The organism is Citrobacter sp. Cpo071 (genome assembly GCF_030332765.1).
In the GTDB taxonomy this organism is placed as follows: Bacteria; Pseudomonadota; Gammaproteobacteria; order Enterobacterales; family Enterobacteriaceae; genus Citrobacter; species Citrobacter portucalensis.
The window spans coordinates 212,060-233,716 of sequence record NZ_JAOWHE010000079.1; the positions used below are offsets into that span (position 1 = coordinate 212,060).

20 protein-coding genes are annotated in these 21,657 nt (G+C 53.3%); 13 read left to right on the forward strand and 7 right to left on the reverse strand.

Annotated elements, in window-relative coordinates:
- Positions 1-2 precede the first annotated feature (2 nt).
- The 12 genes from murD (at position 3) to mutT (ending at position 14,395) form a co-directional block, all read left to right on the forward strand.
- Positions 3-1,319 (forward strand): UDP-N-acetylmuramoyl-L-alanine--D-glutamate ligase, encoded by a 1,317-nt coding sequence (murD, locus tag OGY09_RS11480; RefSeq protein WP_032942364.1) that lies wholly within the window; start codon positions 3-5, stop codon positions 1,317-1,319.
- Positions 1,319-2,563: a cell division protein FtsW gene (ftsW, locus tag OGY09_RS11485; RefSeq protein ID WP_003829529.1), complete on the forward strand. Its 1,245-nt coding sequence runs from the start codon at positions 1,319-1,321 to the stop codon at positions 2,561-2,563. Before murD ends, ftsW begins: the two co-directional genes overlap by 1 nt.
- Positions 2,560-3,627 (forward strand): undecaprenyldiphospho-muramoylpentapeptide beta-N-acetylglucosaminyltransferase, encoded by a 1,068-nt coding sequence (gene murG / locus OGY09_RS11490; RefSeq protein WP_032942365.1) that lies wholly within the window; start codon positions 2,560-2,562, stop codon positions 3,625-3,627. Before ftsW ends, murG begins: the two co-directional genes overlap by 4 nt.
- Positions 3,628-3,678: 51 nt before the next feature.
- Complete coding sequence (gene murC / locus OGY09_RS11495) at positions 3,679-5,154, forward strand: UDP-N-acetylmuramate--L-alanine ligase (RefSeq protein WP_003018763.1); 1,476 nt, start codon at positions 3,679-3,681, stop codon at positions 5,152-5,154.
- Positions 5,147-6,067, forward strand: coding sequence for a D-alanine--D-alanine ligase (locus OGY09_RS11500; protein WP_032942366.1), 921 nt, complete (start codon positions 5,147-5,149; stop codon positions 6,065-6,067). Before murC ends, OGY09_RS11500 begins: the two co-directional genes overlap by 8 nt.
- A 1-nt stretch (position 6,068) precedes the next feature.
- Positions 6,069-6,902, forward strand: coding sequence for a cell division protein FtsQ (ftsQ, locus tag OGY09_RS11505; RefSeq protein ID WP_003018758.1), 834 nt, complete (start codon positions 6,069-6,071; stop codon positions 6,900-6,902).
- Positions 6,899-8,161 carry a cell division protein FtsA gene (gene ftsA, locus OGY09_RS11510; protein ID WP_003018755.1) on the forward strand — a complete coding sequence of 421 codons (1,263 nt, stop codon included), beginning with the start codon at positions 6,899-6,901 and terminating at the stop codon, positions 8,159-8,161. The genes ftsQ and ftsA overlap by 4 nt, the downstream gene beginning before the upstream one ends.
- Before the next feature lie 62 nt (positions 8,162-8,223).
- Positions 8,224-9,375: a cell division protein FtsZ gene (gene ftsZ, locus OGY09_RS11515; protein WP_003018753.1), complete on the forward strand. Its 1,152-nt coding sequence runs from the start codon at positions 8,224-8,226 to the stop codon at positions 9,373-9,375.
- Between the two features lie 100 nt (positions 9,376-9,475).
- Positions 9,476-10,393 carry a UDP-3-O-acyl-N-acetylglucosamine deacetylase gene (gene lpxC, locus OGY09_RS11520; RefSeq protein ID WP_006686706.1) on the forward strand — a complete coding sequence of 306 codons (918 nt, stop codon included), beginning with the start codon at positions 9,476-9,478 and terminating at the stop codon, positions 10,391-10,393.
- A gap of 283 nt (positions 10,394-10,676) precedes the next feature.
- The gene (gene secM / locus OGY09_RS11525; RefSeq protein WP_003829520.1) at positions 10,677-11,183 is read left to right on the forward strand and encodes a secA translation cis-regulator SecM; all 507 of its coding nucleotides are present in this window, start codon (positions 10,677-10,679) and stop codon (positions 11,181-11,183) included.
- A gap of 60 nt (positions 11,184-11,243) precedes the next feature.
- The gene (gene secA / locus OGY09_RS11530) at positions 11,244-13,949 is read left to right on the forward strand and encodes a preprotein translocase subunit SecA (protein WP_008786199.1); all 2,706 of its coding nucleotides are present in this window, start codon (positions 11,244-11,246) and stop codon (positions 13,947-13,949) included.
- A gap of 56 nt (positions 13,950-14,005) precedes the next feature.
- Entirely contained in the window at positions 14,006-14,395 is a 390-nt protein-coding gene (gene mutT / locus OGY09_RS11535) for an 8-oxo-dGTP diphosphatase MutT (protein ID WP_008786200.1), read from the forward strand.
- Between the two features lie 173 nt (positions 14,396-14,568).
- On the opposite strand, the gene yacG is transcribed toward mutT, so the two are convergent.
- From yacG to coaE, 3 genes are read right to left on the reverse strand one after another with little or no spacing between them, the layout of a single operon-like run.
- Entirely contained in the window at positions 14,569-14,763 is a 195-nt protein-coding gene (gene yacG / locus OGY09_RS11540; protein ID WP_003018740.1) for a DNA gyrase inhibitor YacG, read from the reverse strand.
- A 9-nt stretch (positions 14,764-14,772) separates the two neighbouring features.
- The gene (gene zapD / locus OGY09_RS11545; RefSeq protein WP_003829513.1) at positions 14,773-15,516 is read right to left on the reverse strand and encodes a cell division protein ZapD; all 744 of its coding nucleotides are present in this window, start codon (positions 15,514-15,516) and stop codon (positions 14,773-14,775) included.
- Positions 15,516-16,136, reverse strand: a complete 621-nt coding sequence (coaE, locus tag OGY09_RS11550) for a dephospho-CoA kinase (protein WP_003829511.1) — start codon at positions 16,134-16,136, stop codon at positions 15,516-15,518. Before coaE ends, zapD begins: the two co-directional genes overlap by 1 nt.
- Positions 16,137-16,361: 225 nt before the next feature.
- On the opposite strand from coaE, the gene OGY09_RS11555 reads away from it, so the two are divergent.
- Positions 16,362-17,405: a GMP reductase gene (locus OGY09_RS11555; RefSeq protein WP_003829510.1), complete on the forward strand. Its 1,044-nt coding sequence runs from the start codon at positions 16,362-16,364 to the stop codon at positions 17,403-17,405.
- A gap of 57 nt (positions 17,406-17,462) precedes the next feature.
- Here OGY09_RS11555 and hofC read toward each other — a convergent pair whose 3' ends face one another.
- The 4 genes from hofC to nadC all read right to left on the reverse strand — a co-directional run bounded on the left by hofC (position 17,463) and on the right by nadC (position 21,624).
- Positions 17,463-18,665 carry a protein transport protein HofC gene (gene hofC / locus OGY09_RS11560; protein WP_032942368.1) on the reverse strand — a complete coding sequence of 401 codons (1,203 nt, stop codon included), beginning with the start codon at positions 18,663-18,665 and terminating at the stop codon, positions 17,463-17,465.
- Positions 18,655-20,040 (reverse strand): type II secretion system protein GspE, encoded by a 1,386-nt coding sequence (gene gspE / locus OGY09_RS11565; RefSeq protein WP_032942369.1) that lies wholly within the window; start codon positions 20,038-20,040, stop codon positions 18,655-18,657. The genes hofC and gspE overlap by 11 nt, the downstream gene beginning before the upstream one ends.
- A 9-nt stretch (positions 20,041-20,049) precedes the next feature.
- Positions 20,050-20,487: a prepilin peptidase-dependent pilin gene (gene ppdD / locus OGY09_RS11570; RefSeq protein WP_032942370.1), complete on the reverse strand. Its 438-nt coding sequence runs from the start codon at positions 20,485-20,487 to the stop codon at positions 20,050-20,052.
- A gap of 243 nt (positions 20,488-20,730) precedes the next feature.
- A complete protein-coding gene (nadC, locus tag OGY09_RS11575; protein ID WP_003837454.1) occupies positions 20,731-21,624 on the reverse strand; it encodes a carboxylating nicotinate-nucleotide diphosphorylase in 894 nt (297 codons plus the stop codon).
- Positions 21,625-21,657: the final 33 nt, after the last annotated feature.

The window sequence follows — 21,657 nt, forward strand, 5'->3', positions numbered from 1 at the left end:
TCATGGCTGATTACCAGGGTAAAAAAGTCGTCATTATCGGTCTGGGATTGACCGGGCTGTCCTGCGTGGATTTCTTTCTGGCGCGTGGCGTGACGCCGCGTGTGATGGATACCCGTGCAACGCCACCTGGCCTGGATAAATTGCCGGAAGCGGTTGAGCGTCATGTTGGCAGCCTGAATGATGATTGGCTGCTGGCCGCCGATCTCATCGTCGCCAGCCCTGGTATTGCCCTGGCGCATCCTTCGCTGAGCGCCGCTGCTGATGCAGGGATCGAAATTGTCGGTGACATCGAGCTGTTCTGTCGTGAAGCGCAGGCGCCGATCGTCGCGATCACCGGTTCCAACGGGAAAAGCACCGTCACCACGTTGGTGGGAGAAATGGCGAAAGCGGCTGGTGTGAACGTGGGTGTTGGCGGAAATATCGGCCTGCCCGCGCTGATGCTGCTGGATGACGAACGTGAGCTGTATGTACTGGAGCTGTCGAGCTTCCAACTGGAGACAACCTCCAGCTTACAGGCCGTAGCCGCCACCATTTTGAACGTCACCGAAGATCATATGGACAGGTATCCGTTTGGCTTGCAGCAGTACCGTGCGGCCAAACTGCGCGTCTATGAGAATGCGAAAGTGTGTGTGGTTAATGCCGATGATGCGCTGACCATGCCGATTCGCGGGGCGGATGAGCGCTGCGTGAGCTTTGGCATCAACATGGGTGACTATCATCTCAATCGTCAGCAGGGTGAAACCTGGCTGCGGGTGAAGGGTGAAAAAGTCCTGAACGTGAAAGAGATGACGCTTACCGGCCAGCATAACTATACCAACGCTCTGGCGGCGCTGGCGCTGGCGGATGCTGCGGGTCTGCCGCGGGCATCCAGCCTGAAAGCGCTGACTACCTTTACCGGTCTGGCGCATCGTTTCCAGTTGGTACTGAATCATAACGGTGTGCGTTGGATCAACGATTCAAAAGCCACCAACGTTGGCAGCACAGAAGCGGCACTGAATGGTCTGCACGTTGACGGTACGTTGCACCTGCTGCTGGGCGGCGATGGGAAATCCGCCGACTTTATGCCGCTGCAACGCTACCTGACTGGCGACAACATTCGTCTGTACTGCTTTGGTCGCGATGGCGCGCAGCTTGCCGCTCTGCGTCCTGAGGTTGCGGAACACACTGAAACCATGGAGCAGGCAATGCGTCTGCTCGCACCGCGTGTGAAGTCGGGTGATATGGTGCTGCTGTCGCCAGCCTGCGCCAGCCTTGACCAGTTCAAGAACTTTGAGCAACGCGGTGACGTCTTTACCCGTTTGGCGAAGGAGTTGGGTTGATGCGCTTCTCTCTCCCTCGTCTGAAAATGCCGCGCGTACCGGGACTGGGTGTCCTGGCGTGGATCTTCGCGGCACTTAAAGGCTGGGTGATGGCTTCGCGTGATAAAGACGCGGACAGCCTGATCATGTATGACCGCATGCTGCTGTGGCTGACTTTTGGTCTGGCAGCGATCGGTTTTGTGATGGTGACATCGGCATCGATGCCCGTAGGGCAACGCCTGGCAGGCGATCCCTTCCTGTTTGCTAAGCGTGACGCGCTGTATATCTTCCTCGCGTTCTGTCTGGCGATGGTGACGCTGCGTCTGCCGATGGAGTTCTGGCAAAAGTACAGCACGACGATGCTGATCGCCTCGATCATCATGTTGTTGATCGTGCTGGTGGTGGGTAGCTCCGTTAACGGGGCGTCGCGCTGGATTGCGCTGGGGCCGCTGCGTATTCAGCCTGCGGAATTCACCAAGCTGTCGCTGTTCTGTTATCTCGCTAACTACCTGGTGCGTAAAGTCGATGAGGTGCGTAATAACCTGCGCGGCTTCTTAAAACCGATGGGTGTGATTCTGGTGCTGGCAGTCTTACTGCTGGCGCAGCCTGACCTTGGTACGGTAGTGGTACTGTTTGTCACGACGCTGGCGATGCTGTTTCTCGCTGGTGCGAAACTGTGGCAGTTCATTGCCATTATCGGCATGGGGATTTCGGCGGTGGTGCTGCTGATCCTTGCCGAACCGTATCGTATTCGCCGCGTAACCTCTTTCTGGAACCCATGGGAAGATCCGTTTGGCAGCGGCTATCAGTTAACGCAATCGCTGATGGCTTTTGGTCGCGGTGAGGTTTGGGGTCAGGGGTTAGGTAATTCAGTGCAAAAACTGGAGTATTTACCGGAGGCGCACACCGACTTCATCTTCGCCATCATTGGGGAAGAGCTGGGTTATATCGGTGTGGTATTGGCACTTTTAATGGTATTCTTCGTCGCTTTTCGCGCGATGTCGATTGGCCGCAAAGCGCTGGAAATTGACCACCGTTTTTCAGGCTTTTTAGCCTGCTCCATCGGGATTTGGTTTAGCTTCCAGGCCCTGGTAAACGTCGGCGCGGCAGCAGGTATGCTGCCAACAAAAGGTCTGACGTTACCGCTGATCAGTTATGGTGGTTCCAGTTTGTTGATTATGTCGACGGCCATCATGTTTTTGTTACGTATTGATTATGAAACGCGTCTGGAAAAAGCCCAGGCGTTTACACGAGGTGCACGATGAGTGGTCAACCGAAGCGGTTAATGGTGATGGCAGGCGGTACCGGCGGGCATGTGTTCCCGGGGCTGGCGGTCGCGCACCATTTAATGGCCCAGGGCTGGCAGGTTCGTTGGCTGGGCACCGCCGATCGTATGGAAGCGGACTTAGTGCCGAAGCATGGCATTGAAATTGACTTTATTCGCATCTCCGGTTTGCGTGGCAAAGGTGTCAACGCGCTGCTTGCCGCCCCCGTGCGTATTTTTAATGCCTGGCGTCAGGCGCGCGCCATCATGAAGCAGTTTAAGCCTGATGTGGTGCTGGGGATGGGCGGCTACGTGTCCGGCCCTGGCGGTCTGGCTGCCTGGTCATTAGGCATTCCGGTTGTCCTGCATGAGCAGAACGGCATTGCGGGATTAACTAACAAGTGGCTGGCGAAGATTGCAACGAAGGTGATGCAGGCTTTTCCTGGCGCTTTCCCGAATGCGGAAGTAGTGGGTAACCCAGTACGCACCGACGTTCTGGCGCTGCCGTTGCCCGAAGCGCGTCTGGCGGGGCGTGAAGGCCCGGTTCGCGTGCTGGTCGTCGGGGGATCTCAGGGCGCACGCGTATTGAACCAGACGATGCCGCAGGTTGCCGCAAAGCTTGATGACGCGGTGACTATCTGGCACCAGAGTGGCAAAGGCGCGCAGCAAACCGTTGAACAGGCGTATGCCGACGCGGGACAACCGCAGCACAAGGTCACTGAGTTTATTGATGATATGGCAGCTGCCTACGCGTGGGCGGATGTTGTAGTTTGTCGCTCCGGCGCGTTGACGGTAAGCGAAATTGCCGCGGCAGGTTTGCCTGCGCTGTTTGTGCCTTTTCAGCATAAAGACCGACAGCAGTACTGGAATGCGCTGCCGCTGGAGAAAGCGGGCGCCGCCAAAATTCTTGAGCAGCCGCAGTTTACTGTGGATGCCGTCGCTAACACCCTTTCCGGGTGGTCGCGAGAAACCTTATTAACCATGGCAGAACGTGCGCGCGCCGCTTCCATTCCGGATGCTACAGAGCGCGTTGCTAATGAAGTGAGCCGGGCTGCCCGGGCGTAATTGTGGTGATGCCTTTTGCATCGCATGAACTAAGAAGTTAATGGCTAAAGAATGAATACACAACAACTGGCAAAACTGCGTTCCATCGTGCCCGAAATGCGTCGCGTTCGGCACATTCACTTTGTCGGCATCGGTGGTGCTGGTATGGGCGGTATTGCCGAAGTTTTGGCCAACGAAGGTTATCAGATCAGCGGTTCTGACTTAGCGCCGAACCCGGTGACGCAGCAGTTGACGAATCTGGGCGCCACGATTTTCTTCAACCATCGCCCGGAAAACGTGCGCGATGCGAGCGTGGTGGTGGTATCCAGCGCCATTTCTGCGGATAACCCGGAAATTGTTGCGGCGCATGAAGCGCGCATTCCGGTGATCCGTCGTGCTGAAATGCTGGCGGAGTTAATGCGTTTTCGTCACGGTATCGCCATTGCCGGGACGCACGGTAAAACCACGACCACAGCGATGGTCTCCAGTATCTACGCGGAAGCGGGGCTGGATCCGACGTTTGTCAACGGCGGTCTGGTGAAGGCCGCAGGCGTCCATGCGCGTCTGGGTCATAGCCGTTATTTAATAGCGGAGGCGGATGAGAGCGATGCGTCGTTCCTGCATTTGCAGCCGATGGTAGCGATTGTTACCAATATCGAAGCCGATCATATGGATACCTACCATGGCGACTTCGAAAATTTAAAGCAGACGTTTATTAATTTCCTGCATAACTTGCCGTTTTATGGTCGTGCGGTGATGTGCGTTGACGACCCAGTGATCCGCGAGTTGTTGCCGCGAGTTGGTCGTCAAACCACAACCTATGGTTTCAGCGATGATGCTGATGTGCGCGTCGAAGATTACCAGCAGATTGGTCCACAAGGACACTTCACGCTGCTGCGTCAGGGGATGGCCGATTTACGCGTGACGTTGAACGCACCGGGCCGTCACAATGCGCTGAACGCGGCGGCGGCGGTAGCAGTTGCAACAGAAGAAGGCATTGAAGACGACGCAATTCTGCGCGCGCTGGAAAGTTTCCAGGGCACCGGACGACGTTTTGACTTCCTCGGCGAATTCCCGCTTGAGCCGGTAAACGGTAAAGCCGGGACGGCGATGCTGGTGGATGATTATGGTCATCACCCTACGGAAGTGGATGCCACGATTAAAGCTGCACGCGCGGGCTGGCCGGACAAAAATTTGGTGATGCTATTCCAGCCGCACCGCTTTACGCGTACTCGCGATCTGTATGACGACTTTGCCAACGTGCTGACTCAGGTCGATGCACTGTTGATGCTGGATGTGTACGCCGCGGGTGAAGCCGCGATTCCAGGAGCCGACAGCCGCTCGCTGTGCCGTACGATCCGTGGTCGCGGTAAGATCGACCCGATTCTGGTTTCCGATCCGGCTCAGGTGGCAGACATGCTGGCGCCGGTATTAACCGGCAACGATCTGATTTTGGTGCAGGGCGCTGGAAATATCGGCAAAATCGCGCGTTCCTTAGCTGAAATCAAACTGAAGCCGCAAAACCCGGAGGAAGAACAACATGGCTGATAAAATCGCGGTCCTGTTAGGGGGAACCTCCGCAGAGCGTGACGTTTCGCTGAATTCCGGCGCGGCCGTACTGGCAGGGTTACGCGAAGGTGGTGTGGATGCTCATCCAATTGACCCAAAAGAGGTTGATGTCACGCTTTTGAAATCGATGGGTTTTCAAAAGGTGTTTATTGCGCTGCACGGTCGTGGTGGTGAAGATGGCACGTTGCAGGGCATGCTGGAGCTGATTGGTCTGCCGTACACCGGTAGTGGCGTCATGGCTTCTGCGATTTCGATGGACAAACTGCGCAGCAAACTACTGTGGCAGGGGGCCGGTTTACCGGTCGCGCCTTGGGTCGCATTGACCCGCGCTGAGTTCGAAAAAGGCCTTAATGATGAGGTGGTTACGGAGATTTCTGCGCTAGGTTTGCCGCTGATTGTGAAGCCCAGCCGTGAAGGCTCAAGCGTAGGGATGTCAAAAGTTGAAGAAGAAAATGCTTTGCATGGTGCATTAGCATTGGCTTTTCAGCATGATGAAGAAGTACTGATCGAAAAATGGCTCAGTGGCCCGGAATTTACAGTTGCGATACTTGGTGAAGAAATTTTACCGTCAATACGTATCCAACCTGCGGGAACCTTCTATGATTATGAGGCGAAGTATCTCTCTGATGAGACACAATATTTCTGCCCTGCCGGTCTGGAAGTCGAACAAGAGGCCCGTTTACAGGAATTAGTCCTGAAAGCGTGGACCACATTGGGCTGTAAAGGTTGGGGTCGCATTGACGTCATGCTGGACAGCGATGGCCAGTTTTATCTGCTGGAAGCGAATACCTCTCCGGGTATGACCAGCCACAGTCTGGTGCCGATGGCGGCGCGTCAGGCGGGCCTGAGCTTCTCGCAGTTGGTGGTAAGAATTCTGGAGTTGGCGGACTGATATGTCGCAGGCTGCGCTGAACACGCGAAACGGTGATGAAGAAGAAGTAAACTCCTCACGCCGCAATAATGGAACGCGTCTTGCAGGAATATTGTTCCTGCTGACAGTGCTGTGCACCGTGTTTGTCAGCGGCTGGGTAGTGTTGGGATGGATGGAAGATGCGCAACGTTTGCCTTTATCGAAACTGGTGTTAACCGGCGAACGGCATTACACGCGCAATGACGATATTCGTCAGTCCATTTTGGCACTGGGCGCTCCGGGAACCTTTATGACTCAGGATGTGAACATCATCCAGAGTCAAATTGAACGCCTCCCCTGGATTAAACAGGCGAGCGTCAGAAAGCAATGGCCCGATGAATTGAAGATTCATCTGGTTGAATATGTGCCCATTGCGCGTTGGAATGACCAACATATGGTGGATGCTGAAGGAAATACGTTCAGTGTTCCAACCGGTCGGGCCAATAAGCAGGTATTACCCATGTTGTATGGACCGGAAGGCAGCGCAAGTGAAGTGTTGCAAGGGTTCCGCGATATGGGGCAGGTGCTGGCTAAGGATAGATTCACCCTGAAGGAAGCGGCGATGACCGCTCGTCGTTCCTGGCAGTTGACGCTGAATAACGATATTAAGCTGAATCTGGGCAGGGGCGATACGATAAAACGTTTGGCTCGCTTTGTGGAACTCTACCCGGTTTTACAGCAGCAGGCGCAAACCGATGGCAAACGGATTAGCTACGTTGATTTGCGTTATGACTCAGGAGCGGCAGTAGGCTGGGTTCCCTTGCCTCCTGAGGAATCTAATCAGCAACAGAATCAGGCACAGGCAGAACAACAATGATCAAGGCGACGGACAGAAAACTGGTAGTTGGACTGGAGATTGGCACCGCGAAGGTAGCCGCTTTAGTAGGGGAAGTTCTGCCCGACGGTATGGTCAATATCATTGGCGTGGGCAGTTGTCCATCGCGAGGTATGGATAAAGGCGGGGTGAATGACCTTGAGTCAGTGGTGAAGTGCGTACAGCGCGCCATTGACCAGGCTGAACTGATGGCAGATTGCCAGATTTCCTCGGTGTATCTGGCACTTTCCGGTAAACATATTAGCTGTCAAAATGAAATTGGTATGGTGCCCATTTCCGAAGAGGAAGTGACGCAGGAAGATGTGGAAAACGTGGTACATACGGCAAAATCCGTACGCGTTCGCGATGAACATCGTGTTCTGCACGTTATTCCGCAGGAATACGCCATCGACTACCAGGAAGGCATTAAAAATCCGGTCGGTCTTTCCGGCGTGCGTATGCAGGCAAAAGTCCATCTTATTACCTGCCACAACGACATGGCAAAGAACATTGTCAAAGCCGTTGAACGTTGTGGTCTGAAAGTTGACCAACTGATTTTTGCCGGGTTGGCAGCCAGTTATTCCGTGTTGACGGAAGATGAACGTGAGCTGGGTGTCTGCGTGGTGGATATTGGTGGTGGTACAATGGACATCGCCGTTTATACTGGCGGGGCGTTGCGCCACACTAAAGTTATCCCTTATGCAGGGAATGTAGTGACCAGCGATATCGCGTATGCCTTTGGTACGCCGCCAAGCGATGCTGAAGCCATCAAAGTGCGCCATGGTTGCGCGCTGGGCTCCATCGTGGGTAAAGACGAAAGCGTTGAAGTGCCAAGCGTAGGTGGTCGTCCACCGCGTAGCCTGCAACGTCAGACCCTGGCAGAGGTCATTGAGCCGCGTTATACCGAGCTGCTCAACCTGGTCAACGAAGAAATTTTGCAATTACAAGAACAGCTTCGCCAGCAGGGTGTGAAACATCATCTGGCGGCGGGGATTGTGTTAACCGGTGGCGCTGCGCAAATTGAAGGTCTTGCGGCCTGCGCACAGCGCGTGTTCCATACGCAAGTACGTATTGGCGCACCGCTGAATATCACTGGTCTGACGGATTATGCCCAGGAGCCGTATTATTCAACGGCAGTGGGGCTGCTTCACTACGGGAAAGAATCCCATTTGAGTGGTGAGGCTGAAGTTGAAAAACGCGTTACGGCATCAGTTGGCTCGTGGATCAAACGACTCAATAGCTGGCTGCGAAAAGAGTTTTAATTTTTAAAGAGACCAACGCACATTAACGGTCTCAGGCGACAGGCACAACGGAGAGAGAAACTATGTTTGAACCTATGGAACTTACCAATGACGCGGTGATTAAAGTCATCGGCGTCGGCGGCGGCGGCGGTAATGCCGTTGAACACATGGTGCGCGAGCGCATCGAAGGTGTTGAATTCTTCGCGGTAAATACCGACGCTCAGGCGTTGCGTAAAACGGCGGTTGGACAGACCATTCAGATTGGTAGCGGCATCACCAAAGGTCTGGGCGCGGGTGCAAACCCGGAAGTAGGCCGTAATGCGGCAGACGAAGATCGTGAAGCTCTGCGTGCAGCGCTTGACGGCGCAGACATGGTGTTTATCGCAGCTGGCATGGGCGGCGGTACCGGTACCGGTGCAGCGCCAGTGGTTGCTGAAGTAGCAAAAGATTTAGGTATTCTGACCGTTGCTGTCGTGACTAAGCCTTTCAACTTTGAAGGTAAGAAGCGTATGGCATTCGCGGAGCAGGGTATCACCGAGCTGTCCAAACATGTGGACTCTCTGATCACTATTCCGAATGACAAGCTGCTGAAAGTGCTGGGTCGCGGTATCTCCCTGCTGGATGCGTTTGGCGCAGCGAACGACGTGCTGAAAGGCGCAGTCCAGGGTATCGCTGAACTGATTACTCGTCCGGGCCTGATGAACGTCGACTTTGCAGACGTGCGCACCGTGATGTCCGAAATGGGCTACGCGATGATGGGTTCAGGCGTGGCAAGCGGTGAAGACCGTGCAGAAGAAGCGGCTGAAATGGCTATCTCTTCTCCGCTGCTGGAAGACATCGATCTGTCTGGCGCGCGCGGCGTGCTGGTCAACATTACTGCGGGCTTCGACCTGCGTCTGGATGAGTTCGAAACCGTCGGTAACACGATTCGTGCCTTTGCATCGGATAATGCGACCGTGGTTATCGGTACCTCCCTGGACCCGGATATGAACGACGAACTGCGCGTGACCGTTGTTGCAACTGGAATTGGTATGGACAAACGTCCTGAAATCACTCTGGTGACCAACAAGCAGGTACAGCAGCCGGTAATGGATCGTTACCAGCAGCACGGCATGGCGCCGTTGACGCAAGAGCAGAAACCGGTAGCGAAAGTGGTTAACGACAATACGCCGCAAACCACCAAAGAGCCGGATTATCTGGATATCCCAGCATTCCTGCGTAAGCAAGCTGATTAAGAATTAGCTGGAATTTGGGAATTGTGGCTCTTTGTGCTAAACTGGCCCACCGAATGTATAGTACACTTCGGTTGGATAGGTAATTTGGCGAGATTATACGATGATCAAACAAAGGACTCTTAAACGTATCGTTCAGGCGACTGGCGTCGGTTTGCATACCGGCAAAAAAGTCACCCTGACATTACGCCCTGCGCCGGCCAACACCGGGGTCATCTATCGTCGCACCGACTTGAATCCTCCGGTAGATTTCCCGGCCGATGCCAAATCTGTGCGTGATACCATGCTCTGTACGTGTCTGGTCAATGAGCATGATGTACGGATTTCAACCGTAGAGCACCTTAATGCTGCTCTGGCGGGTTTAGGTATCGATAACATCGTTATTGAAGTTAACGCACCGGAAATCCCGATCATGGATGGCAGTGCCGCTCCGTTCGTTTATCTGCTGCTTGATGCAGGTATTGAAGAACTGAGCAGCGCCAAAAAATTTGTTCGCATCAAAGAGACCGTTCGTGTCGAAGATGGCGATAAGTGGGCTGAGTTTAAGCCGTATAATGGTTTTACGTTGGATTTCACCATCGACTTTAACCATCCGGCGATCGACTCCAGCACGCAGCGCTACGCGATGAACTTCTCTGCGGATGCGTTCATGCGTCAGATCAGCCGTGCGCGTACTTTCGGCTTCATGCGTGATATCGAATATCTGCAGTCCCGCGGCCTGTGCCTGGGCGGCAGCTTCGATTGTGCCATCGTTGTTGACGATTATCGCGTATTGAACGAAGACGGCCTGCGTTTTGAAGATGAATTCGTTCGTCACAAAATGCTCGACGCGATCGGTGACTTGTTCATGTGTGGTCACAACATTATTGGTGCATTTACCGCGTATAAATCCGGTCATGCATTGAATAACAAACTGTTGCAGGCGGTCCTGGCAAAACAGGAAGCCTGGGAATATGTGACCTTCCAGGACGATGCAGAACTGCCGTTGGCGTTCAAAGCACCTTCGACCGTACTGGCATAACGACATACGTTGTCGCATAAATTCGACTGGTCAATCTGGCACTCTCTCCGGCCAGGTGAGCCAGTCGTTTTTTTATCTTCCGAGTGCAAACCACCTTATCTGAAGCGACTTTTTCCCCACAGGTAGATTAAAATACCGTTCGATCGCTGCTTTCTTAAGCATATTTACCCGCGACTTGCTGTCATTACTGCTGTGGTGCGAACGCATTAATGGTAAGATTTGTGCGCAAAAAATGGTTTTGCATTTGTAACCCCAAACGCAGGGTATATCAGGTGGCAATAACGTGAGTGGAATACTGACGCGCTGGCGACAGTTAGGCAGACGGTACTTCTGGCCGCATCTCCTGTTGGGGATGGTCGCGGCTAGTTTTGGCCTGCCCGCGCTCGGTAATGCTGCTGAACCTAATACCCCCGCGAAGGCGACCGCCAGCAATCACGATCAAGGTGCTAAAGTTAACTTTAGCCAGCTTGCTTTGCTGGAAGCGACTAATCGCCGCCCAAATTTTACCGTCGATTACTGGCATCAACATGCCATTCGTACGGTTATCCGCCATCTTTCTTTTGCCATGGCGCCTCAGGCGTTGCCCGTTGCCGAAGAGCCATTGCCAATCCAGGCGCACCATCTTGCGTTACTGAATACGCTCAGCGCGATGCTGACGCAGGAAGGCACTCCGCCCGCGACAGTAAGTCGCGTGACATACGCACACTTTACCTCTCAGGCCGCGTTTAGCGTTCCGGTCTGGATCAGCCAGCTGCAGGGTATCCGCGCTGGTCCTCAACGCCTCAGCTAAAAAAGAACCTTCCAACTTATAATTTTTGACTCCGCACCGCGGGGCGTTTGAGATTTTATTATGCTAATTAAATTATTAACGAAAGTATTCGGTAGCCGTAACGAGCGTACGCTGCGTCGTATGCGTAAAGTGGTCAATGTCATCAACGCGATGGAACCGGAGATGGAAAAACTCTCCGATGATGAACTGAAAGCGAAGACCGCTGAATTCCGCGCCCGTCTGGAAAAAGGTGCCAGCGTTGAGAGCCTGATCCCGGAAGCGTTCGCAGTAGTGCGTGAAGCGAGTAAACGCGTGTTCGGTATGCGTCACTTCGACGTTCAGCTGCTGGGCGGTATGGTCCTGAACGATCGCTGCATCGCGGAAATGCGTACTGGTGAAGGTAAAACCCTTACCGCGACGCTGCCAGCCTACCTGAACGCATTAAGCGGGAAGGGCGTACACGTGGTTACCGTGAACGACTATCTGGCTCAGCGTGATGCCGAAAATAACCGCCCGCTGTTTGAATTCCTCGGCATGACCGTTGGTATCAACATGTCTGGCCTGCCTGCACCAGCCAAGCGTGAAGCCTACAACGCCGATATTACTTACGGTACCAACAACGAATACGGCTTTGACTACCTGCGTGACAACATGGCGTTTAGTCCGGAAGAGCGTGTTCAACGTAAACTGCACTATGCGCTGGTCGATGAAGTCGACTCCATCCTGATCGATGAAGCGCGTACGCCGCTGATCATTTCCGGCCCGGCTGAAGACAGCTCGGAAATGTACAAAAAAGTGAATAAAATCATCCCGCACCTGATCCGTCAGGAGAAGGAAGATTCCGACACGTTCCAGGGCGAAGGCCACTTCTCAGTTGATGAGAAAGCGCGCCAGGTTAACCTGACCGAACGTGGTCTGGTACTGATTGAAGAGCTGCTGGTTAACGAAGGCATTATGGACGAGGGCGAGTCACTGTACTCTCCAGGCAACATTATGCTGATGCACCACGTGACTGCCGCACTGCGTGCGCACGTGCTGTTTACCCGCGACGTAGACTACATCGTGAAAGACGGCGAAGTTATCATCGTCGATGAACACACCGGTCGTACCATGCAGGGGCGTCGCTGGTCCGATGGTCTGCACCAGGCTGTTGAAGCTAAAGAAGGCGTAGAGATCCAGAACGAGAACCAGACGCTGGCATCTATTACCTTCCAGAACTACTTCCGTTTGTACGAAAAACTGGCCGGTATGACCGGTACAGCCGACACTGAAGCGTTTGAATTTAGCTCCATCTACAAACTGGATACCGTGGTTGTGCCGACCAACCGTCCGATGATCCGTAAGGATTTACCGGATCTGGTGTACATGACCGAAGCGGAAAAAATTCAGGCAATCATTGAAGATATTAAAGAGCGTACCGCAAATGGCCAGCCGGTACTGGTAGGTACTATCTCCATTGAAAAATCGGAAGTAGTGTCTAACGAGCTGAGCAAAGCGGGTATCAAACACAATGTTCTGAACGCCAAGTTCCACGCCAACGAAGCTGCAATCGTCGCCCAGGCGGGTTACCCGTCAGCCGTGACTATCGCGACGAACATGGCCGGTCGTGGTACCGATATCGTGCTGGGCGGTAGCTGGCAGGCGGAAGTTGCCGAGCTGGAAAACCCAACTCCGGAACAAATCGCGCAGATTAAAGCCGATTGGCAGGTTCGCCATGACGCGGTATTAGCTGCCGGTGGCTTGCATATTATCGGTACCGAGCGTCACGAATCTCGCCGTATCGATAACCAGCTGCGTGGTCGTTCGGGTCGTCAGGGTGATGCGGGCTCTTCCCGTTTCTATCTGTCGATGGAAGATGCGCTGATGCGTATTTTTGCCTCTGACCGCGTGTCAGGCATGATGCGTAAACTGGGTATGAAGCCAGGTGAAGCCATTGAACACCCATGGGTGACCAAAGCAATTGCTAACGCGCAGCGTAAAGTGGAAAGCCGCAACTTCGATATTCGTAAGCAGCTGCTGGAATATGATGACGTTGCCAACGATCAGCGTCGTGCTATCTACACCCAGCGTAACGAACTGCTGGACGTAACTGACGTTAGCGAAACCATCAACAGCATCCGTGAAGATGTCTTCAAAGCAACTATTGATGCCTATATTCCGCCGCAGTCTCTGGAAGAAATGTGGGATATCCCGGGTCTGCAGGAACGTCTGAAAAACGACTTCGATCTTGAGATGCCGATTTCAGAGTGGCTGGATAAAGAGCCTGAGCTGCACGAAGAAACGCTGCGTGAACGTATCCTGGCAAACGCCATCGAAGTTTATCAGCGTAAAGAAGAAGTTGTGGGCGCGGAGATGATGCGTCACTTCGAAAAAGGCGTGATGCTGCAAACTCTCGACTCTCTGTGGAAAGAGCACCTTGCTGCGATGGACTATCTGCGTCAGGGTATCCACCTGCGTGGTTATGCGCAAAAAGATCCGAAGCAGGAATACAAGCGTGAATCCTTCTCTATGTTTGCGTCAATGCTGGAATCACTGAAATATGAAGTGATCAGCACCCTGAGCAAAGTTCAGGTGCGTATGCCTGAAGAAGTCGAAGCCATGGAGCAGCAGCGTCGTGAAGAAGCTGAGCGCTTAGCGCAGATGCAGCAGTTGAGTCATAAAGGCGACGATTCTGCCGCGGCAGAAGAGCTGGCAGCACAAACCGGCGATCGTAAAGTGGGTCGTAACGATCCGTGTCCTTGCGGCTCTGGCAAAAAATACAAACAGTGCCACGGCCGTCTGAGCTAAGAAAATAACTTACTGAAAAGGCGCAGAATTCTGCGCCTTTTTTATGGACGATAAAGATGAAAATACTGCAAATTGCCGTCGGGATTATTCGTAATCAGCAACATGAAATTTTTATCACCCAGCGTGCGGCTGATGCTCACATGGCCAATAAGCTGGAGTTCCCCGGCGGGAAAATTGAAGCGGGCGAAACGCCGGAGCAGGCGCTGATTCGCGAGCTACAGGAAGAAGTGGGGATCACGCCGACTCAAAGCTCATTGTTCGAAAAGCTGGAGTATCAGTTTCCGGACAGGCATATCACTCTGTGGTTCTGGCTGGTTGAAAGCTGGGAAGGCGAGCCGTGGGGAAAAGAGGGGCAACCGGCGCAGTGGATTGCGCAAGATGCTCTGAATGCGCAGGATTTCCCGCCCGCGAATGCACCGGTCATTGAAAAGCTGATAGCTGGCTAATGGTGCTGTAGGCCGGATAAGGCAACGCCGCATCCGGCAAATTATGGCGGGGGCGCTACGCTTGCCCGCCCTACGTTTTAGTTCGTAGGCCTGATAAGCGCAGCGCCATCAGGCAAAACAACATAAAATGTCGGATGCGGCATTGCCTTATCCGACCCACCGTTTTAGCAGAATTACTTCTGCTCTTCACTCCAGTCGTCGCTTTCTGACAGATCACCAGAGCTTGGGATGCGTTTCTCTTCCGCGGCCCACTCTCCCAGATCGATTAACTGGCAGCGCTTGCTGCAGAATGGGCGAAACGGACTGACCTCAGCCCATACTACAGGCTTGCCGCAGGTTGGGCAGTTGACGATGGTTTGTTCAGACATGTTGACTCCTTAACAGCACGCCAGTTCAAAATCGAGGCGCTCAGGCACCTGACCATTCTCGCTATCCAGCGGCATAAAGCGGATGGCAAAACGGCTCTTATGACCAGAGATTTGCGGATAAAGCAGCGAATCAAGCGGCAGCTGCAAGCGTAGCAGATCTGCATCTTCGCCGTTGTCCTGATAAAAACCATTCAGGCTGGTTTGCTTACGAAACGGTGCTGAGTTGCGAATTAAATCCAGTACCAGCGACAGCGCCTGGTTGAGCGGATTCAGGCTGGCAAGCCAGGTTTCAACCTGCGCGTCACGATGCGACTGTGCCAGGTGTAACCAGATATGCAGGGTCGGCAGATCGAAACTGCAGCACCCGCCAGGAATACTTAAACGCTGACGTACGAGACCAATCAGACGATCTTCGCGCAGCGTCTGTCCAATACGCGGGGCAGAAATCAGAATGCTGCCTGCACTTTTTAGCTGCTGACGCAAAGAGTCTATTCTGCTTTGATCGACGCCGGGAACTTCGACCCAGGCCTGGAGTTTACGCTGCTGTCGCTCCAGTTCTTTGAGGAGTTCGGTACGGACTTCGCCGCGTTCAAATACATCCAGTAAATCTCCGATATTGCGGAAAAAATGCAGAGCGCCGGCATGGTCAGCAATGGGCAAATTAACGGAGAGCTGTTGGATTAAAAACTCAATGCGCAGCCATGTACGCATCTTCTCATTGAGAGGGTGTTCAAAAAGGACCTGGGTGTGCATTACGGTTTTTCCTGTGAGACAAACTGCGACGCGCATTGCAAATAGAGCGCGTGCAGGCGGGCGACATCCGAGGCGATGGCTTCCGGTGCGCCATTATTATCAATAACATCGTCTGCCACGGCCAGCCGCGCTTCACGCGTTGCCTGGGCAGCAAGAATTTGTTCAACATGCTCACGCGTGACGTCATCACGCTGCATGGTGCGTCTGAGCTGGGTTTCGGGGGTGACATCCACCACGAGTACGCGGTCGGCTTTTTTATACAGCGAATTTTCCACCAGCAAAGGGACAACCCATAGCAGATAAGGAGAGGTTGCTTGCTGAAACTGACGCTGGGTTTCCTGCTGAATAAGCGGATGAAGCAGAGCATTCAGCCAGCTTTTCTCCTCAGGATTGGAAAAAATGCGTTCGCGTAAAATGCGTCGCTGCAACGATCCGTCTGCGGCTATAACGTCGGAACCAAAATGTTCTTCGATCGCCTTAAGAGCAGGTGTGCCGGGTTCAACCACCTGGCGCGCAATAATATCTGCATCAATGACGTTTATTCCGAGGTCAGCGAACGCATTTGCAACGGTGCTTTTACCACTGCCAATGCCGCCGGTTAAGGCTACCGTATACCTCATAGATGCCGATCCTGGAGTTTAAGTTTGATTATCAAACAGTTAAAAGTTATGCGTGCGAAGGCGAGGCTGCTGCAGGATTAACCTACTATTCGCCAGGTAAATTTATGGGATTGTAGCGTAAAAAAAGAGAATTTCGCAGTCTTGCGCGGCATTGATTAGTGCGTATGATAGCGTCACTGGAGTTGTGAGTTTCGATTTTTCGCCATTAACCCCAGGAATCCGCACATGCGTATCGAAGAAGATCTGAAGTTAGGTTTCAAAGACGTTCTTATCCGCCCTAAGCGTTCTACTCTCAAAAGCCGTTCCGATGTTGAGCTGGAACGTCAATTTACCTTTAAGCATTCAGGTCAGACCTGGTCCGGCGTACCTATTATTGCCGCGAACATGGACACTGTCGGGACGTTTGCCATGGCAACGGCACTGGCTTCCTTCGACATCCTGACCGCTGTGCACAAACACTATTCTGTTGAAGACTGGGCCGCCTTCATCGCAGAGAGCTCTGCCGATGTGCTCAAACACGTAATGGTTTCAACCGGTACGTCTGATGCAGATTTCGAAAAAACTAAACAGATTCTGGCGCTCAACCCCGCGTTGAACTTTATCTGCATTGATGTGGCCAATGGCTACTCAGAGCATTTTGTTCAGTTCGTGTCGAAAGCGCGTGAAGCATGGCCGACTAAAACGATCTGTGCGGGCAATGTGGTCACCGGTGAAATGTGTGAAGAGCTGGTGCTCTCCGGTGCTGATATTGTCAAAGTCGGCATTGGCCCAGGTTCTGTATGTACCACGCGTGTAAAAACCGGCGTTGGCTATCCACAGCTTTCTGCGGTTATTGAATGCGCCGATGCAGCCCACGGTCTGGGTGGAATGATTGTCAGCGACGGCGGCTGCACCATGCCGGGTGATGTGGCAAAAGCGTTCGGTGGCGGTGCAGACTTCGTGATGCTCGGCGGCATGCTGGCTGGTCATGAAGAAAGTGGCGGCAAAATTGTTGAAGAGAACGGTGAGAAATTCATGCTGTTCTACGGTATGAGCTCTGAATCTGCCATGACGCGTCACGTAGGTGGTGTTGCACAGTACCGCGCTGCAGAAGGTAAAACCGTCAAGCTGCCACTGCGCGGCCCGGTTGATAATACCGCTCGCGATATTCTCGGCGGTTTGCGTTCTGCTTGTACCTATGTGGGCGCATCCCGTCTGAAAGAGCTGACCAAACGTACAACGTTTATTCGTGTACAGGAACAAGAAAACCGCGTTTTCAATAGCCTGTAAGAACAGCTAGTTCTGTGAAATGCCTGATGGCGTTACGCCGCCATCCGGCATTTGAATCTATCCCACCCCGCTCATCGCATCTCCCAGATGGAAAATCGGTAAATACATCGCGACGACCAGCGTACCGATGATAAGCCCCGTAATGACCAGCAACGCAGGCTCAAGTAATGCAGCCAAATTCTCAGCCTGAGCCAGGGTTTTCTCGCCATGGTGATGAGCAAGATTGCGCAGCATTGCATCCAGCGAGCCGGAAGCTTCACCCGTTCTGACCAGCTGTATACACAATGGGCTGAATTCACCGCTATTTTTAAGCGCTAACCAGATCGGTTTTCCAGAGCTAATGTCCTGCTGAACCAGTGCTAAACGTTGCGACCAGAAAGGGTTAGCCAGCGTTTCGGTAACGCTCTCAAGACCCTGCAAAAAGGGAATGCCCGCATTTTGCGTTAACGCCAGAACAGTGAATATCTGCGTGAGTTTTTGCCCTCTCACCATCGGCCCTATGACCGGGAGGCTGAGCAGCAATTTCTGGCGCAGAATGAGCCAGTACGGTTTCTGCTTTATCAAATGATGTGTGGCAACTGCTACCAGGCCAAGCGCTACCGCCAGCCATCCCCATTGGCTGCTACAGTGTGCGATGGTAATAATCCACTGAGTGAGCGCCGGTAGCGGGGTGTTGAACGTCTGGTAGATAGCGGCAAACTCAGGGAGTACAAACTGCAGCATCGCAAATACGACCATCACCGCCATTGTTATGATGATGATCGGATAGCGCAGGGATTTTTTAACTTTATCAGCAAGTTGCTGTTGTTTCTTTTGCTGGTAGGCGAGTTCAAAACAGCAGTCGTCCAGCTTACCCGTAAGTTCTCCGGTACGGATCATTGCCTGGTAAAGGGGCGGAAAAACGTGTTGCCATTGTGATAACGAGGCGGAGAGGGTTATGCCCTGTTCCATATCGTAAGCCAGCGTACGCAGTAGCGCCTGCCATTGACTGCTGGGATGCTGTTCAGCAAGCAGAGCTAGCCCTGTTGAGAGCGTTAACCCTGCCTTTAGCAATGTCGCCAACTGGTGTATGGTTTCGGCACTTCTTGTACGGCTCCAGTGCGAGATTTTGACACGCATACGTTTAATGCGCAGCGGCGTAATCTGTTGTTCCTCAAGAGTCAGCATCAATGACGGTCGGGTATCGGCCCATAGCGTTCCTTCCAGAGATTTACCTTCGTTGTTAATGCCTTGCCAGCGCCAAAGCTGTTTAGCGGACATGAGGCATGCCCAGTACACGAATCAGCTCTACAAATGTCGTTAACCCTTGCTCGACGGCCTGACAGCCATTCTCGAAAAGCGTTCTCATTCCTGATTGCTGAGCATCAGATTCCACTTCGTCTACGGATGTGCCACTGGCAATACTCTGACGTAATGCCGGAGTAACCGGGAGGACTTCAAACAATGCCGTACGGCCATAAAATCCGTGATAACAATGTTTGCAGCCAGGGGCCTGCCAATTCGGTAGTGGTGTAGGCCAGACAGATTTCGGGAGCGTGATAGGCGTACTCTGACGTTGTCGGCAATGGGGGCACAACTTTCTGACCAACCGCTGTGCAATAACGAGCGTCAGCGCGGAGGCGATCATCCAGCGTGCGACACCCATTTGTTGCAGGCGCACCAGCGTTTCACCGGTGGAATTGGTATGCAGCGTAGAAAGAACCAGATGACCTGTTTGTGCGGCTTTAAGGGCTATTTCGGCCGTTTCGCCATCGCGGATTTCACCCACCATGATAATGTCGGGATCCTGGCGCAGCAGAGCACGTAAGACTCCCTGAAAAGTCAGGCCGGCGCGTGGGTGAATTTGCGTCTGGTTGAGACCTGCGATCGGGATCTCTACTGGATCTTCCACGCTACAAAGATTCACATCCGGGGTGTTTCGGGTTTGCAGCGCACTGTACAGCGTGACCGTTTTGCCGCTTCCGGTAGGCCCGGTAACCAGAATCAGCCCCTGAGGCTGCTGCAAGGCTTGCGAAAATGCGGCCAGCTGCGCGTCTTGCATTCCCAGCGCCGCGATCTCCAGTGACTGATCGACCTGATGAAGTAGCCGTAACACGACTTTTTCGCCGTAGCGACAGGGCAGGGTGGCGATGCGAAACGAGACCGGCTCTCCTGAAATCTCAACGGTAAATTGTCCGTCTTGTGGAAGCCGATGCTCGGCGATATCCAGGCTGCCTAATACTTTTAACCTTGCGGTGATGGCAATGCCCATCTCGGTCGTGACTTCCGGTAAAGCGTGAAGCACGCCATCTACGCGTAATCTGATTCGATAGTGATTTTCTTCGGGTTCAAAATGAATATCAGAAGCCCGTTGCGTCAGAGCGGAATGAAACGTCTGATTCAGCAAGTCTGCTGCGCTGGCGCTGCTTTTCGTGACCACTGCCGGGAGCATTTTCTGCGGTGTATGCGTGTGGCCTTCCATTTGCTGACGTGTCCAGCAGACAATGTCGATGCGTCGGGTGGTGGCAAAATGCAGCGCATCCAGCAGCTCGTGTGATGGGGCGTCTACGACGGCGATATGCACCACTTCATTGTCTGCATCCAGTAATATTGCCTGATAACGTTGGCATAGTGCCGTAAGTTGGGTGGTATTCATCTCTGTTCCTTAGTGGGTATCGAAGCGGAAAACGTCTTCACAGGCCTGCTGCAATGCGCTGTCGTTCTGGATGACGCAGTTTCGGTTCCAGCCGGTAATGCCGTTGGCATTGTCCCAACCTGGCGTCATGGTGATGCTTAGCCCGTTCAGGCTTTCCTGCCCACTAAGACTGACAACTCCCTTTTCAACGCTCATGGCTGAGACGTAACGGGTAGTTGTTGGAGAGGGAATACCATTCGTTCCGGCATCGCAGGTATTTGTTCCGCCATGCTCCAGTGCACAGAGCTCAACCGCCGTGCGATAGGGGACAAAGGTTTGCAGCATGTCCGTCAGCGCGGCTTTGCGCAGATAGTTTTGATATGCCGGAATGCCGATGGCGCTAAGGATGGCAATAATGCCAATCACCACCATGAGTTCGATAAGCGTAAAGCCTCGTTGCTTGTTCATCGTTCGCTCCTTGAGTTTGCTGGCGCTACTTTGGCAAACCGACGGGAGGACGGCGAGAGACAAAAAACAAAACGGGAAAGCGGGTTCAGAGGATTTTTACGAAATTACAGAGTCAGACAATGTATTTGCGAAGAGACTCGAAGAAACTGCCGGGTGGTGGTGTAAATGCCGTATTCGGCTTACGGAATAAACCTGTGTAGTAGGCCCGATAAGCGAAGCGTCATCGGGCAATACAATCAGCAATTAGCGAAATCGCATGGAGAGATCGAGTGCGCGAACATGTTTGGTCAGCGCGCCAACGGAGATAAAGTCCACACCGGTTTCGGCAAATTCGCGCAGCGTTTCATGGGTGACGTTGCCCGACACTTCCAGACGCGCCTGGCCGTTGGTGCGTTTTACCGCTTCGCGCATTTGGTCAGTTTCGAAGTTATCGAGCATGATGATATCGGCCCCGGCTTTCAGCGCGTCGTCCAGTTCATCCAGGCTTTCTACTTCGACTTCAACCGGCACATCCGGGTGCAACCAGAAGGCTTTTTCGACGGCCTGACGTACCGAGCCGGAAGCAATAATGTGGTTTTCTTTAATCAGGAAGGCGTCGGACAGCCCCAAACGATGATTCGCGCCGCCGCCGCACAATACGGCGTATTTTAGCGCGGTACGCAGTCCCGGCAGGGTTTTGCGCGTATCCAGCAGTTGGGTCTTGGTTCCAGCTAACAGGTCGACGTATTTACGCACTTCACTCGCTACACCTGAAAGCGTCTGCACAAAATTCAGCGCAGTACGTTCACCGGTCAGTAAAACGCGGGAAGGGCCGTCCAGTTCAAACAGCGGCTGATTGGCCTTTATGCTGTCGCCATCTTCGACATGCCAGGTGATGTTGACATCATCGCCAGCCAGCTGAATAAAGACCTCTTCCACCCAACGTTTTCCACAAAAAACGCCATCTTCGCGGGTGATTACGGTGGCATGGGAGCGCATGTCTTCGGGTAAAAGCTGTGCGGTGATATCGTTATTGGCATCAACTTCTCCGCCTAAATCTTCACGCAGCGCCTGAGCTACAGCGGCAGGGATATCCAGATTTATGCGTTCCAACAGCGCGTCACGTCGGTAGTCAGGGTTATAGCGGCGAGGCGGCATGATAAAACTCCAAATTGCTAACGAATCATAAGG

Excerpts from the sequence above, each read along its gene's own strand:
- yacG (WP_003018740.1), bottom strand. The coding sequence starts at position 14,763 with ATGTCTGAACAAACCATCGTCAACTGCCCAACCTGCGGCAAGCCTGTA.
- lpxC (WP_006686706.1), top strand. The coding sequence starts at position 9,476 with ATGATCAAACAAAGGACTCTTAAACGTATCGTTCAGGCGACTGGCGTC.
- murG (WP_032942365.1), top strand. The coding sequence starts at position 2,560 with ATGAGTGGTCAACCGAAGCGGTTAATGGTGATGGCAGGCGGTACCGGC.
- murC (WP_003018763.1), top strand. The coding sequence starts at position 3,679 with ATGAATACACAACAACTGGCAAAACTGCGTTCCATCGTGCCCGAAATG.
- OGY09_RS11500 (WP_032942366.1), top strand. The coding sequence starts at position 5,147 with ATGGCTGATAAAATCGCGGTCCTGTTAGGGGGAACCTCCGCAGAGCGT.
- mutT (WP_008786200.1), top strand. The coding sequence starts at position 14,006 with ATGAAAATACTGCAAATTGCCGTCGGGATTATTCGTAATCAGCAACAT.
- murD (WP_032942364.1), top strand. The coding sequence starts at position 3 with ATGGCTGATTACCAGGGTAAAAAAGTCGTCATTATCGGTCTGGGATTG.
- ftsQ (WP_003018758.1), top strand. The coding sequence starts at position 6,069 with ATGTCGCAGGCTGCGCTGAACACGCGAAACGGTGATGAAGAAGAAGTA.
- ftsW (WP_003829529.1), top strand. The coding sequence starts at position 1,319 with ATGCGCTTCTCTCTCCCTCGTCTGAAAATGCCGCGCGTACCGGGACTG.
- ftsZ (WP_003018753.1), top strand. The coding sequence starts at position 8,224 with ATGTTTGAACCTATGGAACTTACCAATGACGCGGTGATTAAAGTCATC.
- nadC (WP_003837454.1), bottom strand. The coding sequence starts at position 21,624 with ATGCCGCCTCGCCGCTATAACCCTGACTACCGACGTGACGCGCTGTTG.
- OGY09_RS11555 (WP_003829510.1), top strand. The coding sequence starts at position 16,362 with ATGCGTATCGAAGAAGATCTGAAGTTAGGTTTCAAAGACGTTCTTATC.
- ftsA (WP_003018755.1), top strand. The coding sequence starts at position 6,899 with ATGATCAAGGCGACGGACAGAAAACTGGTAGTTGGACTGGAGATTGGC.
- secA (WP_008786199.1), top strand. The coding sequence starts at position 11,244 with ATGCTAATTAAATTATTAACGAAAGTATTCGGTAGCCGTAACGAGCGT.
- coaE (WP_003829511.1), bottom strand. The coding sequence starts at position 16,136 with ATGAGGTATACGGTAGCCTTAACCGGCGGCATTGGCAGTGGTAAAAGC.
- ppdD (WP_032942370.1), bottom strand. The coding sequence starts at position 20,487 with ATGAACAAGCAACGAGGCTTTACGCTTATCGAACTCATGGTGGTGATT.
- hofC (WP_032942368.1), bottom strand. The coding sequence starts at position 18,665 with ATGTCCGCTAAACAGCTTTGGCGCTGGCAAGGCATTAACAACGAAGGT.
- zapD (WP_003829513.1), bottom strand. The coding sequence starts at position 15,516 with ATGCACACCCAGGTCCTTTTTGAACACCCTCTCAATGAGAAGATGCGT.
- gspE (WP_032942369.1), bottom strand. The coding sequence starts at position 20,040 with ATGAATACCACCCAACTTACGGCACTATGCCAACGTTATCAGGCAATA.